This is a genomic window from Paracoccus caeni, assembly GCF_016629665.1.
Taxonomy (GTDB): domain Bacteria; phylum Pseudomonadota; class Alphaproteobacteria; order Rhodobacterales; family Rhodobacteraceae; genus Paracoccus; species Paracoccus caeni.
The window spans coordinates 1195215-1210549 of record NZ_JAEPRQ010000001.1 but is presented as its reverse complement, the minus strand read 5'-3'; the positions used below and the strand labels follow the sequence as shown (position 1 = coordinate 1210549).

Annotated in this window: 13 protein-coding genes; 8 read left to right on the top strand and 5 right to left on the bottom strand. The window is 63.5% G+C overall.

What is annotated here, in order from left to right; all coding sequences use genetic code 11:
- The first annotated feature begins 2 nt into the window (after positions 1–2).
- From JJJ17_RS05805 to JJJ17_RS05780, 6 genes are all read left to right on the top strand, one after another.
- Positions 3–422, top strand: a complete 420-nt coding sequence (locus JJJ17_RS05805; protein ID WP_200684419.1) for a hypothetical protein — start codon at positions 3–5, stop codon at positions 420–422.
- A 127-nt stretch (positions 423–549) separates the two neighbouring features.
- Entirely contained in the window at positions 550–795 is a 246-nt protein-coding gene (locus JJJ17_RS05800; protein ID WP_200684418.1) for a hypothetical protein, read from the top strand.
- A gap of 72 nt (positions 796–867) precedes the next feature.
- On the top strand, positions 868–1080 hold the full coding sequence (locus JJJ17_RS05795) for a hypothetical protein (RefSeq protein WP_200684417.1): 213 nt from the start codon (positions 868–870) through the stop codon (positions 1078–1080).
- Between the two features lie 110 nt (positions 1081–1190).
- On the top strand, positions 1191–3239 hold the full coding sequence (locus JJJ17_RS05790) for an acetyl-CoA carboxylase biotin carboxylase subunit (RefSeq protein WP_200684416.1): 2049 nt from the start codon (positions 1191–1193) through the stop codon (positions 3237–3239).
- A complete protein-coding gene (locus tag JJJ17_RS05785) occupies positions 3236–3706 on the top strand; it encodes a hypothetical protein (protein WP_200684415.1) in 471 nt (156 codons plus the stop codon). The genes JJJ17_RS05790 and JJJ17_RS05785 overlap by 4 nt, the downstream gene beginning before the upstream one ends.
- Positions 3703–4419, top strand: a complete 717-nt coding sequence (locus JJJ17_RS05780; protein WP_200684414.1) for a hypothetical protein — start codon at positions 3703–3705, stop codon at positions 4417–4419. The genes JJJ17_RS05785 and JJJ17_RS05780 overlap by 4 nt, the downstream gene beginning before the upstream one ends.
- On the opposite strand, the gene JJJ17_RS05775 is transcribed toward JJJ17_RS05780, so the two are convergent.
- On the bottom strand, positions 4385–4567 hold the full coding sequence (locus tag JJJ17_RS05775; RefSeq protein WP_200684412.1) for a hypothetical protein: 183 nt from the start codon (positions 4565–4567) through the stop codon (positions 4385–4387). The two genes, JJJ17_RS05780 and JJJ17_RS05775, sit on opposite strands and share 35 nt — an antisense overlap.
- A 111-nt stretch (positions 4568–4678) precedes the next feature.
- The gene (locus JJJ17_RS05770) at positions 4679–5215 is read right to left on the bottom strand and encodes a DUF4174 domain-containing protein (RefSeq protein ID WP_200684410.1); all 537 of its coding nucleotides are present in this window, start codon (positions 5213–5215) and stop codon (positions 4679–4681) included.
- Between the two features lie 57 nt (positions 5216–5272).
- On the opposite strand from JJJ17_RS05770, the gene scpA reads away from it, so the two are divergent.
- Entirely contained in the window at positions 5273–7405 is a 2133-nt protein-coding gene (scpA, locus tag JJJ17_RS05765) for a methylmalonyl-CoA mutase (RefSeq protein WP_200684408.1), read from the top strand.
- Positions 7406–7723: 318 nt separating this feature from the next.
- The gene (gene clpA / locus JJJ17_RS05760) at positions 7724–10045 is read left to right on the top strand and encodes an ATP-dependent Clp protease ATP-binding subunit ClpA (protein ID WP_200684406.1); all 2322 of its coding nucleotides are present in this window, start codon (positions 7724–7726) and stop codon (positions 10043–10045) included.
- Positions 10046–10132: 87 nt separating this feature from the next.
- Here the strand turns inward: clpA and JJJ17_RS05755 are convergent, their stop codons facing one another.
- The 3 genes from JJJ17_RS05755 to mfd are packed head-to-tail and all read right to left on the bottom strand — an operon-like array spanning position 10133 to position 15299.
- A complete protein-coding gene (locus JJJ17_RS05755; protein ID WP_325168767.1) occupies positions 10133–10768 on the bottom strand; it encodes an aminotransferase class IV family protein in 636 nt (211 codons plus the stop codon).
- Positions 10729–11856 (bottom strand): aminodeoxychorismate synthase component I, encoded by a 1128-nt coding sequence (locus JJJ17_RS05750; RefSeq protein ID WP_200684404.1) that lies wholly within the window; start codon positions 11854–11856, stop codon positions 10729–10731. The genes JJJ17_RS05755 and JJJ17_RS05750 overlap by 40 nt, the downstream gene beginning before the upstream one ends.
- The gene (gene mfd / locus JJJ17_RS05745) at positions 11853–15299 is read right to left on the bottom strand and encodes a transcription-repair coupling factor (RefSeq protein WP_200684402.1); all 3447 of its coding nucleotides are present in this window, start codon (positions 15297–15299) and stop codon (positions 11853–11855) included. Before mfd ends, JJJ17_RS05750 begins: the two co-directional genes overlap by 4 nt.
- Positions 15300–15335 lie beyond the last annotated feature (36 nt).

Sequence of the window (15335 nt, the reverse complement as noted above, 5' to 3'; positions counted from 1 at the left end):
ACATGCTGAAGCATCGCGGCTTTCCGGGCCGCCTTCCCGGCACCGATTTCCAGTTCGTCATCCGTCGCGAGAACCGCAAGAAAGGCGCCACGCCGATCACGCGGCGCGAACGCTTTCGCGACCGCAAACACGCCGACCGCAAGGCCGATGCCGGATTTCTGGCGGCGCTGATCACACATTTCGGCGACGAGCCCTTTGAGCGCGGCAATCTTGATGCCGGTCGCCTCGGCTGGCTGATCGGGCGTGAGGTCAAACCCGTGGGCGAGTTCGACCCGGCCGATTACGAACAGTTGCTGCAGGTCGATCTGGCCGCTGCAGAAGCCTCGTTCCCCGAAATCTTCGCCAAGGACAATCCGCCCGATTTCGGCTGGGATGATGACGGTGAAAACGATTGGGAAGACGACGACGAGGACGGCCGATAATGCGCGATATGCCGCCTAGCCCGTTGAAGTCACAGGCATGTCAGTTTGACGCCGCCCTTCACTGTGCGATAGTCGGCACCGACCCACAACCGGCCCGACAGTGGCCCCTCAATACAGGCAAAACAACATGCAAATCTCGCTCATTTCCCGCGTTTCGGCTGGCGCTGCCCTTCTTCTGGCTCTGGCGGCCTGCGATCAGGGTTACGGCACCGCAACCGGCCTGTCGCCCGACGCGCAGCGCGCGGCTGGTGGTGCAGTCGCCGGTGCCGTCATCGCCAAAGCGCTTGACGAAGACCTCGCAACCGGCGCGGCTATCGGTGCTGTCGGCGGCGCGCTGTGCGACGACGCAGGCGTCTGCCAGCGTCGCTACTGATTTCGGTCGATTTGAACCGAACCGGCGGAACCGGCGTTCTGGTTCCGCCACGTCAACGACAGGATTAACGACATGTCCAAGATTTTTGCCCTTACAGCCATCGTCGGCGTCACCGCGCTGGCAGGCTGTACCCAGGGGATCAACCCGACCGACACTGACCGCGCCCTTATCGGTGCCGGTGTCGGCGCGACCATCGCCCATGTCGGCGGCCACAATGTCGTCAAGGGTGCCGCAATCGGCGGTGCCGCAGGCGCCTTGTGCAACGACGCCCGCCTCTGCGAATGATCGTCTGAGTTTCGCCGTCCCCGCTTGCGGGGCGCGACAGTATCAGCCGTCCGTGGCCCTTGCGCCGCGGGCGGTTTTTTCATGCCTTTCAGCCAGAAGCGGGTGAGCCGATGTTCAAGAAAATCCTGATCGCCAACCGTGGCGAAATCGCCTGCCGCGTCATCAAGACCGCGCGCAAGATGGGCATCAAGACCGTCGCCGTCTATTCCGACGCAGACCGCAATGCATTGCATGTGAAGATGGCTGACGAGGCTGTCCATATCGGCCCGCCCCCCGCGAACCAGTCCTATATCGTGATCGACAAGATCATGGAGGCGATCCGCCAGACCGGGGCCGAGGCCGTCCATCCCGGCTATGGATTCCTGAGCGAGAACATGAGATTCGCCGAGGCGCTGGAGGCCGAAGGCGTCGCCTTCATCGGCCCGCCCGCCACCGCCATCGAGGCGATGGGCGACAAGATCACCTCGAAGAAGATCGCGCAGGAAGCCGGGGTTTCGACGGTGCCGGGCTATATGGGCCTGATCGCCGATGCCGAGGAAGCGGTGACGATCTCGAACCAGATCGGCTATCCGGTGATGATCAAGGCCAGCGCCGGCGGCGGCGGCAAGGGCATGCGGATCGCCTGGACCGATCAGGAGGCGCGCGAGGGTTTTGAATCCTCGAAGAACGAGGCCGCCAACAGCTTTGGCGACGACCGCATCTTCATCGAAAAATTCGTCACGCAGCCTCGCCATATCGAAATTCAGGTGCTGGCCGACAAGCATGGCAATGCGGTCTATCTGCATGAACGCGAATGCTCGATCCAGCGGCGAAACCAGAAGGTGATCGAAGAGGCACCCTCTCCGTTTCTGGATGAGACGACCCGCAAGGCGATGGGCGAGCAGGCCGTGGCGCTGGCCAAGGCGGTCGGCTATTCCAGCGCCGGGACGGTCGAATTCATCGTCGATGGCAACCGCAATTTCTACTTCCTCGAAATGAATACCCGGCTGCAGGTCGAGCATCCGGTGACCGAGCTGATCACCGGCGTTGATCTGGTCGAACAGATGATCCGCGTGGCCGATGGCGCGACCCTGCCCTTCGCCCAGTCCGATCTGAAGATCAACGGCTGGGCCATGGAAAGCCGCCTTTATGCCGAAGACCCCTACCGCAACTTCCTGCCCTCGATCGGGCGTCTGTCGCGCTACCGCCCGCCTGCCGAGGTGGCGGCGGGGCCGCTGAAGGACAGCGGCAACTGGGTCAATGACAGCGACGGGCGCGACAGCCCGGTCGCCGTGAGAAACGATACCGGCGTCTATGAGGGCGGCGAGATCAGCATGTTCTATGACCCGATGATCGCCAAACTTTGCACATGGGCGCCGACGCGCGGTGAGGCGATCGAGGCGATGCGGGTGGCGCTTGACGAATTCGAGGTCGAGGGGATCGGGCATAACCTGCCATTCCTGTCGGCGGTGATGGACCACCCGAAATTCATCGCGGGCGACATGACCACCGCCTTCATCGCCGAGGAATATCCCGATGGTTTCCAAGGGGCAGAGCCGGATCAGGATCAGCTTTCCCGAGTGGCCGCTGCGGCGGCGGCGATGCACCGGGTGGCCGAGATCCGGCGTGCGCGCATTTCGGGGCGGCTCGACAATCACGAACGCAAGGTGGGCCGCGATTGGGTGGTGGCGGTAGGCAAGACCGACATTCCGGTGCTGATCGACGCCGACCGCCAAGGCGCGACGGTGACGGTCGATGGCCGGGCGCTGCGGGTCGAAAGCAACTGGAAACCGGGGCAGACCCTTGCGCGGCTGACCGTCGATGGCACGCCGTTGGTGATGAAGGCCGACAAGATCCCGGCAGGCGTCCGTCTGCGCACGCGCGGTGCGGATCTGAAGGTCCATGTCCGCCGTCCGCGCACCGCCGAGCTTGCCCGGCTGATGCCCGAAAAGCTGCCGCCCGATACCTCGAAATTCCTGCTGTGCCCGATGCCGGGCCTGCTGGTTAAGGTGAATGTCTCCGCAGGCGACGAGGTGCAGGAGGGTCAGGCGCTGGCCACGGTCGAGGCGATGAAAATGGAGAATATCCTGCGCGCCGAGCGAAAGGGCGTGGTGAAATCCGTCAATGCCACGCCGGGCGAAAGCCTGAAGGTTGACGACGTCATCATGGAGTTCGAGTGAGACAACACTGGGCATATCGCCTGCTGATCATCCTTGCCGCACTGACGGCGGGATATGTCGCCTATATTGCGGCGACCTTGCTATGGCTGGCTTCCTGGACGGGCCGGATCCAGGTGCTGGACCAGCCGCTGATCTTTGGCATGCCGGTATTCGGCGGCGCCCCGCTGTGGATCCATATCGCGAACCATGCGTGGTGGGGCATCCCCGCCGCGTTCGGCTATACCATCGTCCTGCGACTCGGGCTGGGCGGTCCGATCCGCTGGAGACGGCTGCTGTTCCTCTACGTTGCAATGGTGCTGGTCGGGATCGTGATCGCCTATGGCGGAATGGCTCGCGGCGTCTCGGCCTTCACGCTGCTGAATGCGGCCCATCTCATCTGGTTTCTGACCGGCCTTTTCATCGTCCGTGACTGGGTCGTCCGCCCGGTGCATAAACCTGTGAGATCACTGGCAGGAGCGGCGGCATGAACGGTTTGCAGACGATTTTCTGGAACGAGCGGGTCATTGCGGCCTTCGTCACCGCGCTTCTGGGCGGTGGCGTCGTCGCGGCGGGCTGGTTCTGGACCCACGCCCTGTCCCGCTATCGCGACCGCAAGCTGCGTGAGGAGCAGGTAAAGGATGTGCAACGCGCCTTGCTGGCCGAGATCCGCGCCCATGTCGCCGCGTTAGAGCAGCAGCAGGCTCAGGAACCTGCCGCCGTTGCATTGGCGTTGCGGCAGCGTCTCTTGGCCGATGAGCATGTGCCGATCCTGCCGCACGACGCCAATGACCGCATCTTCCGCGCCATCGTCGAACAGGTCCATATCCTGCCCGAGCATGTCATTGATCCGGTGGTCCGCTATTACCGGCTGATCGCCGTTCGCGTCGCGCTGGCGCAGGATATCCGCAGCAGTGCCGACAATCATCCTGACCGCGCCGCCGAGATGCTGGACGACTACCTGAGCCTCACCTCGGAGACGCTGGTCGAGGGGAATGCGGCGATGCTCTTTCTCAGCGCCAGCCTGAAGGGCGGGCCGGGCGCGGTCCGGGCGCTGATGAAGGCACTGGAGGCGAAAGAGCGGGAAGAGGAAAAGCAAAAAGCGGGCAACGATCTGATTGCCCGCAACGTGTCGATGGATGATGACGCCCCCGCAGTCGGGGATGGCGTCAGTAGAACAGTTTCGGACCGGAGAGACCCTTGATGGGAGGCAGCCCGATCACCGCCGCGATCTCGTTCGAGTTGCTGGCGCGCAGCAAACGCCGCACAAGCTCTTCAGCTTCGGGCGTCGAACGCGGTGCGGGCTCGACCGGCTCGTTGTCGGTCTTGCGCAGGGCGGATTGGTTGGCCATCGCTTCACCTCATCACGTCAACGGACACAGGAACTGCGTCCATGCCCTAAAGATAGGGGTTCACACCGGCTTTCGCAACAAAAACCGCTGCGACGCCCCGCCGCCCCCGGATCAGCGCTGCAGCACCCCTGCCCGCCCGATCTCTTGCCGACGCAGCGGAAAGCGGTCGATGGCGCGACCGATCTCTCGCACGTCCCAGGGGAAGGGCTTGCGCTGCTTGACCTGCCCGTCCTTGTCCATGATCACCAGCGAAAACCCACGCGGATGCAATTGCCGCCGCCAGGCGCTGTTCGCCGCCGGATCCGCATCGGTGATGACGACCACGTCACGCTCGATCAGGGCATCTGCCCCGGCCTCCAGCATCCGCATCTGTTCGCGGAAGGCCGGATCTCCGGGCGTATCGGCAAAGACGATCACCGGGCGCATTTCCCACATGAACGCCCCCGGCTCGGCCTCGGACGCATCGAGGATTTGCAACTCGGGCCGCTCAACCTCGGGCGCGGTGGCGCCGGGCACCTCTTCCGGGCTCATCGGTTGCGCCTCTTCCTGCGTGGCGCTGGCGATGCTGTCCGCATCAGGCGGCGGCGCGTCCCGCGAGGGGCCCATCGCCGCCAGAGCCATCACGAATATCAGCAATTTCAATTTCATCGGCACCTCGCTTCCATCTGAATATAGGGGGAACGCAGCCGGGGGGAAGGACGAAGCATGACGAAACCGACATTGGATCAGTGGCGGACGCTGGCCGAGAAGGAATTGAAGGGCCGCAATCCCGACGACCTGACATGGCAGACGCTGGAGGGGATTCCGGTCAAGCCGCTTTACACCGAGGCCGATACCGACGGGCTGGAACACCTTGGCAGCCTGCCCGGCATCGCCCCCTTCACCCGAGGCCCGCGCGCGACGATGTATGCAGGCCGCCCGTGGACGATCCGCCAATATGCAGGCTTCTCGACCGCCGAAGAATCCAACGCTTTCTACCGCAAGGCGTTGGATGCCGGGCAGCAGGGCGTGTCGGTGGCTTTCGATCTGGCAACGCACCGGGGCTATGACAGCGATCACCCGCGCGTCGTGGGTGACGTGGGCAAGGCGGGCGTCGCCATCGATTCCGTCGAGGATATGAAAATCCTCTTTGACGGCATCCCGCTGGACAAGGTGTCGGTGTCGATGACGATGAACGGCGCGGTGATCCCGATTCTGGCGAATTTCATCGTCACGGGCGAGGAACAGGGGCATGACCGCTCGGTCCTGTCGGGGACCATTCAGAACGACATTCTGAAAGAGTTCATGGTCCGCAACACCTATATCTACCCGCCCGAGCCGTCGATGCGGATCATCGCGGACATTATCGAATACACCTCGAACGAGATGCCGAAGTTCAACTCGATCTCGATTTCCGGCTATCACATGCAGGAAGCCGGGGCGAACCTTGTGCAAGAGCTGGCCTATACGCTGGCCGACGGGCGCGAATATGTGCGCGCGGCTTTGTCGGCGGGGATGGATGTGGACCAGTTCGCCGGGCGGCTGTCGTTCTTCTTTGCCATCGGCATGAATTTCTTCATGGAAATCGCCAAGCTGCGCGCCGCGCGCCTGCTGTGGCACCGCATCATGTCCGAGTTCAATCCGAAAAAGGCAGGCAGCCTGATGCTGCGGACCCATTGCCAGACTTCGGGCGTGTCATTGCAGGAACAAGACCCCTACAACAACGTCATCCGCACCGCTTATGAGGCGATGTCGGCAGCGCTTGGCGGCACGCAGTCGCTGCACACCAACGCGCTGGACGAGGCGATTGCCCTGCCGACCGAATTCAGCGCCCGGATCGCCCGGAACACCCAGCTTATCCTGCAGGAAGAAACCGGCATCACCCATGTCGCCGACCCTCTGGCGGGCAGCTATTACATCGAAAGCCTGACCGCTCAGTTGGCCAGTGAGGCATGGAAGCTGATCGAGGAAGTCGAGGAAATGGGCGGCATGACCAAGGCCGTCGCGTCCGGCATGCCGAAGATGCGCATCGAAGAAACGGCGGCGCGGCGTCAGGCGATGATCGATCGGGGCGAGGAAGTGATCGTCGGCGTCAACAAGTATCGCAAGGCCAAGGAGGACCCGATCGACATTCTGGACATCGACAATATGAAGGTCCGCGATGCGCAGATCGCCCGGCTTGGGCGTATCCGCGCCAGCCGCGACGAGACCGCGACGCAGGCCGCCCTTGGGGAAGTCGCCCGCCGCGCGCGTGAGGGTGGCAACCTTCTGGAAGCCGCGGTCGAGGCCGCCCGCGCCCGCGCATCGGTAGGAGAGATCAGCATGGCAATGGAGAACGAATTTGGCCGCCACCGGGCCGAGGTGAAGACGCTGGCCGGGGTCTATGGCGCGGCCTATGAGGGCGACGAGGGATTCGCGAAAATCCAGCGCGATGTCGAGGCTTTCGCGGAAGAGGAAGGCCGTCGTCCCCGGATGCTAGTGGTGAAGATGGGTCAGGACGGGCATGATCGCGGCGCGAAGGTCATCGCCACCGCTTTCGCCGATATCGGCTTCGATGTGGATGTCGGCCCGCTGTTCCAGACCCCCGAGGAAGCCGCGCAGGATGCCGTGGACAATGATGTGCATGTCGTGGGCATCTCATCGCAGGCGGCGGGGCATAAGACGCTTGCGCCGAAGCTGATCGAGGCGCTGAAGGCACAGGGCGCCGAAGATATTCTGGTCATCTGCGGCGGCGTGATTCCACAACAGGATTACGATTATCTGCGTCAGGCAGGCGTCAAGGCAATCTTCGGGCCGGGCACGAATATTCCTTCGGCTGCGGCGGATATCCTGAACCTGATCCGCGAAGCGCGGTCGTAGAAACGGATGGGTCGGGTGGTGCGTGCAAAGCACGCACCCTACTGCCGTATCGGGTGGGTGCTGGTCTGTAGGTGCGATGTTCGACGATACAGCAAGCGCCAATTTTCGCGGCACTGGTCCTTTCAAGCCGATCTGCCAGCTTGAAATCGTCACTCTGACACATCACATCTGCCTCAACCGCCGGAAAAACGGGGCAGCAAGTCGAAAAAGCACTTGATGCCAGCCGCAATCCACCAAATCTTAACTGTATCGTGACAGTCTGGGCAGGTGGGCCGCTAGATATGCCCATACCGCCAGTCGACTGACAGGAGACGACCCGTGCCGAGCTTCTCGACTTCCCTGGAACAGGCCATTCATCAAGCGCTTGCGCTGGCGAATGAACATAGACATGAACTGGCGACCCTGGAACATCTGTTGCTGGCGCTGACTGACGAACCGGATGCGGTCAAGGTCATGCGTGCCTGCAACGTGGACCTGGAAGAGCTGCGCAAGCTGCTGATCGATTTTATCGAGGATGACCTGTCCACCCTCATCACCGACGTCGAAGGCTCGGAAGCGGTGCCTACGGCGGCCTTCCAGCGCGTGATTCAGCGCGCGGCGATCCATGTCCAAAGCTCGGGCCGTCAGGAAGTGACCGGCGCCAACGTGCTGGTCGCGATCTTTGCCGAACGCGAATCGAACGCGGCGTTCTTCCTGCAGGAAATGGACATGACCCGTTACGACGCGGTCAACTTCATCGCGCATGGCGTGGCGAAGAACCCGTCCTTCAATGAATCGCGCAAGGTCGTGGGTTCGGACGAACCCGAAACCCGCGGGGCCGAAACCGCGCAGGAGGCCAAGGACGAAAGCGCCCTTGCCAAATACTGCGTCGATCTGAACGCGAAATCCAAGAAGGGCGACGTGGACCCGCTGATCGGTCGCGAACTCGAGGTGGAGCGCGCCATTCAGGTGCTGTGCCGCCGCCGCAAGAACAACCCGCTTCTGGTGGGTGATCCCGGCGTGGGTAAGACCGCCATTGCCGAAGGTCTGGCCAAGAAGATCGTCGAGGGTGACACCCCCGACGTGCTGTCCGGTGCCACGATCTTTTCGCTGGATATGGGCGCGCTTCTGGCCGGCACCCGGTATCGTGGCGATTTCGAAGAGCGGCTGAAAGCTGTCGTGAAGGAGCTTGAAAACCATCCCGACGCGATCCTGTTCATCGACGAAATCCATACGGTGATCGGCGCCGGCGCGACCTCTGGCGGGGCGATGGACGCCTCGAACCTGCTGAAACCCGCGCTTGCGGGCGGTAAGCTGCGCTGTATGGGCTCGACCACCTACAAGGAATATCGCCAGCATTTCGAAAAGGACCGTGCGCTGAGCCGTCGGTTCCAGAAGATCGATGTGAACGAGCCTTCGGTGCCCGACACCATCAAGATTCTGATGGGGTTGAAGCCGCATTTCGAAAAGCACCACGATCTGCGCTATACGCTCGAGGCGATCCGCACGGCTGTTGAACTGGCCTCGCGCTATATCAACGACCGCAAGCTGCCCGACAGCGCCATCGACGTGATCGATGAGGCTGGCGCGGCGCAGCATCTGCTGTCGGAAAGCAAACGGCGCAAGACCATCAGCCCGCGCGAGATCGAGGCCGTGGTGGCCAAGATCGCCCGGATCCCGCCGAAGAACGTCAGCAAGGACGACACGCAATTGCTGCGCGATCTTGAACCGACCCTGAAACGGGTAGTCTTTGGTCAGGACAGCGCCATCGAGGCCTTGTCCTCGGCGATCAAACTGGCGCGGGCAGGTCTGCGCGAGCCTGAAAAGCCGATCGGCAACTACCTGTTCGCGGGCCCGACCGGCGTTGGCAAGACCGAGGTGGCCAAGCAGCTTGCCTCGACCCTCGGGGTGGAACTGCTGCGTTTCGACATGTCGGAATATATGGAGAAACACGCGGTTTCCCGTCTGATCGGCGCGCCTCCGGGCTATGTCGGGTTTGATCAGGGCGGACTTCTGACCGATGGCGTGGACCAGCATCCGCATTGTGTGCTGCTCTTGGACGAGATCGAGAAAGCGCACCCGGATGTGTTCAACATCCTGTTGCAGGTGATGGATCATGGCAAGCTGACCGACCATAACGGTCGTCAGGTGGATTTCCGCAATGTGATCCTGATCATGACCTCGAACGCCGGGGCCTCGGACATGCAGAAGGCTGCCATCGGCTTTGGCCGCGAGCGGCGCGAGGGTGAGGATACGGCCGCGATCGAGCGGACCTTCACGCCCGAATTCCGCAACCGTCTGGACGCGGTCATCAGCTTCGCGCCGCTGTCGCGCGATGTGGTGATCCATGTGGTCGAGAAATTCGTGCTGCAACTGGAAGCGCAACTGATGGACCGCAATGTCCATATCGATCTGACCCCGGAAGCCGCCGACTGGTTGGCGGAAAAGGGTTACGACGACAAGATGGGCGCGCGTCCTTTGGGCCGGGTCATTCAGGAGAGCATCAAGAAACCTCTGGCCGAGGAATTGCTGTTCGGTCGCCTGACCAAAGGTGGCGTGGTCCGCGTGAAGGTCGAGGACGACAAGCTCGCCTTCGACATCACCGGCCCGGATGCCCCGCGCATCACGAAGAAACAGACGCCGCTGCTGACGGCGGAATAAGCTGTCGTGACAAAAACACCCCGCTGCGCGAAGGCGCGGCGGGGTTTTTCTATGGCTTCACGGTCGATGCCGGTTATCGCGACGGCATCAGAGTAATTGAGCCGGGATCAACCCGCGCAACGCATTCCCCAACAGCAACTCGCCATCCGAAAGATCGTCAGGTCGCAGCACCGCCTCCTCTGCCTCTCCTCTTGCCAGCAGCGATGCCCGCAAAACGCCGGGCAACAGGCCGCATTGCAAAGCCGGGGTCAACAGCCGCCCGTCTCGCCGCAGGAACAGGTTTGTAATCGTGCCCTCGCAGACCTCGTCGCGCTGGTTCAGCAGGATCGCCTCATCCACTCCCTCGGCCAGCGCCTCCCGCGCGGTGTCATAGGCCGGGCGATGCGTGGTCTTGATCCGCAGCCAAGGGTCATCGCTATCCAAACGAACCGTCGAGATCTGCACCCGCCAGAACGGCGGGTTGGGCGGCAATGGGGCATGGGTCAACCCGATCCCGCTAAGGGCATCCACCGTCAGCCGCAACCGCGTCGGCCCGGCGAAGGACAGCCCTGACAGCGTATCCGCCACCCGATCCTCATCCAGCGGAAAGCCCACCGCCGCGCAATCGCGCCGCAGCCGCGCCAGATGCCCGGACCATAGCGCGATCCGGCCATCGGCCTCGGCGCGCATGGTTTCGATGACCTTCAGCCCCTCGGGGACGGGTTCAGGAATGCGGCTTTGCACAGGGCTTCCTCCCATTCAGAGCCTGTCTCGCTGTCATGGACGATGCCGCCTCCGACCTGAAGCTGCAAGCGGTCGGGCGCGGCCAGCACCGGAGAGCGGATGGCGACGCTGAAGCGCATCGGGCCAGCCGGGTCGATCCAGCCAATCGCGCCGCAATAGATGTCGCGCGCGCGGGTTTCCAGTTCGGCGATGATCTCCATCGCGCGGATTTTCGGCGCCCCTGTGATCGAGCCACAAGGGAACAGCGCCCGCAGGATCGCCGACAATCCGACCCCGTCCTGCAAGCTGCCGGTAACGGTCGAGGTCATCTGGAAGATCGTCTCGTAAGGCTCGATCTGGAACAGATGCGGGACGCGGACGGTGCCGGGATGGCAGATGCGGCTGATGTCGTTGCGCAGCAAATCCACGATCATCAGATTCTCGGCCCGGTTCTTCTCGGACGCGGCCAGCGCCTTTGCATTTCGGCGGTCCTCATCTGGCGAGCCGCCGCGCGGCATGGTGCCTTTCATCGGGCGGGTCAGGATCTGCCGGTCGGCATCGACGGCGAAGAACAGTTCGGGGCTGCGGGACAGCACCACCGGGCCGCCCAGATCGACAAAGGCCCCCTCGCCCACCTGCTGCCGCCCGGCCAGCGCCGCATAGATCGCCAGCGGATCGCCGGTGACCGTCACCTCCATCGGGAAGGTCAGGTTGATCTGATAGCAATCGCCCGCCTCGATATAGCGGTGAACGGCGGCGATGGCGCGGTCATAGCGGGCGCGCGACCACAGCGGTTGCGCCTCGCTGATCGTCACGCCTTCGGTGCCGGGAAGGTCAGACGCAGGCTGCGGGGCATCGAAAACCCCCATCAGGATCAACGGCATGGCCCGATCCTGCGGCAACAGCCCGGCCAGCTTGCGGGTCAGAACATGGCCCAGCTCGTAAGAGAAATATCCGGCCAGCCAGCGGCCATCGGCCTGTGCCGCCTCGATCCGGGCAAGGGCTGCCGGAACCTCGTCCGGCGTATAGGCGCGGATCAGATCCAGCGGGTCGGCAAACAATGTGCCGCCCGCAATCGGGCCGTTGTCGAAACGGACCTGCGCGGTCATTTCGCAGCCTTCGCCTTGGCGGCAAGATCGCGGGCCACGCCAAAGGCCCCCTTGATACGCTCGGCGTCAGAGGTCCAGTCGCGCCGGACCACGATCTTGTTGTCGGTGACCTTGGCCTGCCCGCGCTGGTCATTGATGAATTCGACCAGACCGACCGGGTTCGGGAATTTGTCGCCGTGAAACTGGATGGTGACGCCCTTCGGCCCGGCATCGAGCCGCGAGATATTCGCCCGCTTCGCCATCGCCTTGATGCGGATCACCAGAAGAAGCGTGTTCACCTCGCGCGGGAGGGTGCCGAATCGGTCGATCAACTCGGCGGCAAAGCCCTCCAGCTCGACCTTGGTGGTCAGTTCGGCCAGACGGCGATAAAGGCCCAGCCGCACGTCCAGATCGGGGATATAGCTGTCAGGAATGGTCACCGGAACGCCAAGGTTCAACTGAGGTGCCCATTCATCCTCGGGCGTGCCCTCGATCTCGCCGGATTTCAGCTTGGCAATCGTCTCCTCCAGCATTTGCTGATAAAGCTCGAAGCCGACTTCCTTGATATGGCCGGATTGTTCCTCGCCCAGCAGGTTCCCCGCTCCGCGCAGATCCAGATCCTGCGAGGCAAGGTTGAAGCCCGCGCCCAGCCCGTCGATCGAGCCCAGAAACTTCAGCCGCCGGATCGCCTGCGGGGTCAGCGCCACACCGGGCTTGGTGGTCAGGTAACAATAGGCCCGCGCTTTCGAGCGTCCGACCCTGCCCCGGATCTGGTAAAGCTGGGCCAGGCCGAACATGTCCGCCCGCCAGACGATCATCGTATTCGCCGTCGGAATATCCAGACCGGATTCGACGATGGATGTCGCCAGCAGCACGTCATGGCTGCCATCGTAGAAGGCGTTCATCCGCTGATCCAGATCGCCCGCCGCCAATTGCCCATGCGCGACGATATAACTGACCTCGGGGACGTTTTCCTTGAACCAATGTTCGACATCCGGCAGGTCCGACAGGCGCGGCACCACGAAGAAGCTTTGCCCGCCGCGATATTTCTCGCGCAGCAGCGCCTCGCGCACGGTGACGCTGTCGAATTCCGAGGCATAGGTGCGGATCGCCAGACGGTCCACCGGCGGCGTGCCGATGACCGACAGATCGCGGACCCCGGTCAGCGACATTTGCAGCGTGCGCGGGATCGGCGTGGCGGTCAGGGTCAAGACGTGGATATCGCTGCGCAATTCCTTCAGGCGTTCCTTGTGCGCGACGCCGAAATGCTGTTCCTCATCGATGATCAGCAGGCCAAGGTTCTTGAACCGCACGCCCTTGGCCAGCACCGCATGCGTGCCCACCACGATATCGATACTGCCATCGGCCAGCCCCTCGCGGGTCTTGGTGGCATCCTTGGCGGAAACGAAACGGGACAGCGGCCGGACATTGATGGCGGTGCCGCGGAAACGGTCGCCGAAGGTCTTGAAATGCTGCCGCGCCAGCAGCGTCGTCGGCGCGACCACCGCTACCTGCATCCCTTGCGAGGCCGCCACAAAGGCCGCGCGCATCGCCACCTCGGTCTTGCCAAAGCCCACATCGCCGACGACCAGCCGGTCCATCGGACGACCCGCCGCCAGATCCTCCAGCACATCGTCAATGGCTGACGCCTGATCGTCGGTCTCGCTATAGGGGAAACGCGCAGCGAAGCTTTGCCAGTCGTGGTCTTCCGGCTCCAGCACCGGGGCGGGACGCAAAAGACGCTCCGCCGCAATCCGCATCAGCTTGTCCGCGATCAGCTTGATGCGTTCCTTCAGGCGGGCCTTCCGCGCCTGCCACGCACCGCCGCCCAGCTTGTCCAGCAAGCCTTCCTCATGGCCGTAGCGGCTGAGCAGCTCGATATTCTCGACCGGCAGGAACAGCCGATCACCGCCCGCATATTCCAGCGCCACGCAATCATGCGGCACGCCCGCCGCGGTGATCGTCTCCAGCCCGGTATAGCGCCCGATGCCATGTTCGACATGGACCACCAGATCGCCGGTGCTGAGCGTCGTGGTATCTTTCAGGAAGTTCTCGGCCCGGCGGCGCTTTCTGGCGCCCCGGATCAGCCGGTCGCCCAACACATCCTGTTCCGATACGACCGCCAGCCGCCCAAGCGCCTGCCCATCGGCCACGAAGCCTTCCTCCAGCGGCCAGACGGCAAGCCCGATCGACCCCGGCGTATCGGGCAGATCGCGCAGATCGGCAATCGGCTTCAGCCCGGTCAGACCCTCATCGGCCAGAAGCCCCGACAGCCGCTCGCGCGCGCCGTCCGAGAAGCTGGCAAGGATGACCCGGTGATCCTTCGACAGCGCCTTCACATGACCGGCCAAAGCGTTGAACAGGTTCACCGTTTCCGCCTGCCGCTCTGGCGCGAAATTGCGGCCCGCGCGCCCGCCCGCATCCAGCACCCCCGGTCCCGGCGGCTGCGGCAGCACCGAGAGCCGCAGCGACCTATGCGCCGCCAGCCACGCGGTCCATTCCTCGGGCGTTGGGAACATCAGATCGGGTGGCACTGGCTTATAAACGGTATCGCTGCGCGCCTTTGACGCCAGCGCCGCCTTGCGCGCCTCGAACTGTTCGCGGATCGTGTCGCGGCGGGCATCGATCACCTGCGCCATATGGTCGTCCAGCACGACCGAGGCCCCCGGCAGATAGTCGAAGATGCTTTCCATCCGCTCGTGGAACCACGGCAGCCAATGTTCGACCCCGGCCATCTTGCGCCCCGCGCTGACGCCCTCATACAGCGGGTCATTGCTGCCGCCGCCATATTCGGTGCGATAGCTTTGCCGGAAACGGGTGATCGAGGGTTCGTCCAGAATCACCTCGGACATCGGCGCAAGCTCGACCCGCGACAGCTTTTCGGTGGTGCGCTGCGTTTCGGCGTCAAAGCGGCGGGCACCGTCCAACACATCGCCGAACAGATCCAGCCGCACCGGACCGGATTCGCCGGGCGGGAAAATGTCGATGATGCCGCCGCGCACCGCATAATCGCCGGGCTCGGTCACCGTCGGCGATTGCACGAAACCCATGCGGACAAGAAAATCCCGCAACGCGCCCTCATTGATCCGGTCGCCGACCCGCGCGGTAAAGCTGGCCTGCGATACCAGATCGCGCGCAGGCAGCCGTTGCAGCACCGCATTCAGCGTGGTCAGCAGCACGAAAGGCGGCTTCAGCGCGCCCTGCGCCAGCCCGGCCAAGGTAGCCATCCGCGCCGCCTGAATATCGGGCGACGGCGAGACGCGGTCATAGGGCGTCGTGTCCCAGGCCGGAAAATCCAGCACTGCAAGGCCCGGCGCCAGAAAGGCCAGCGCCGCCCGCATCGCAGCCATCCGGCGGTCGTCGCGGGCGATATGGATAACAGGGGCACCACGCGCGGCCTCGCGCGCGATCAGCGCGGCGTCATAGCCTTCGGGCGCGCCAGAGAGGATCAGATGGTCGGACATGATCGGTGACGTAAAGCTGCAGCAGGTGGTGTCAAG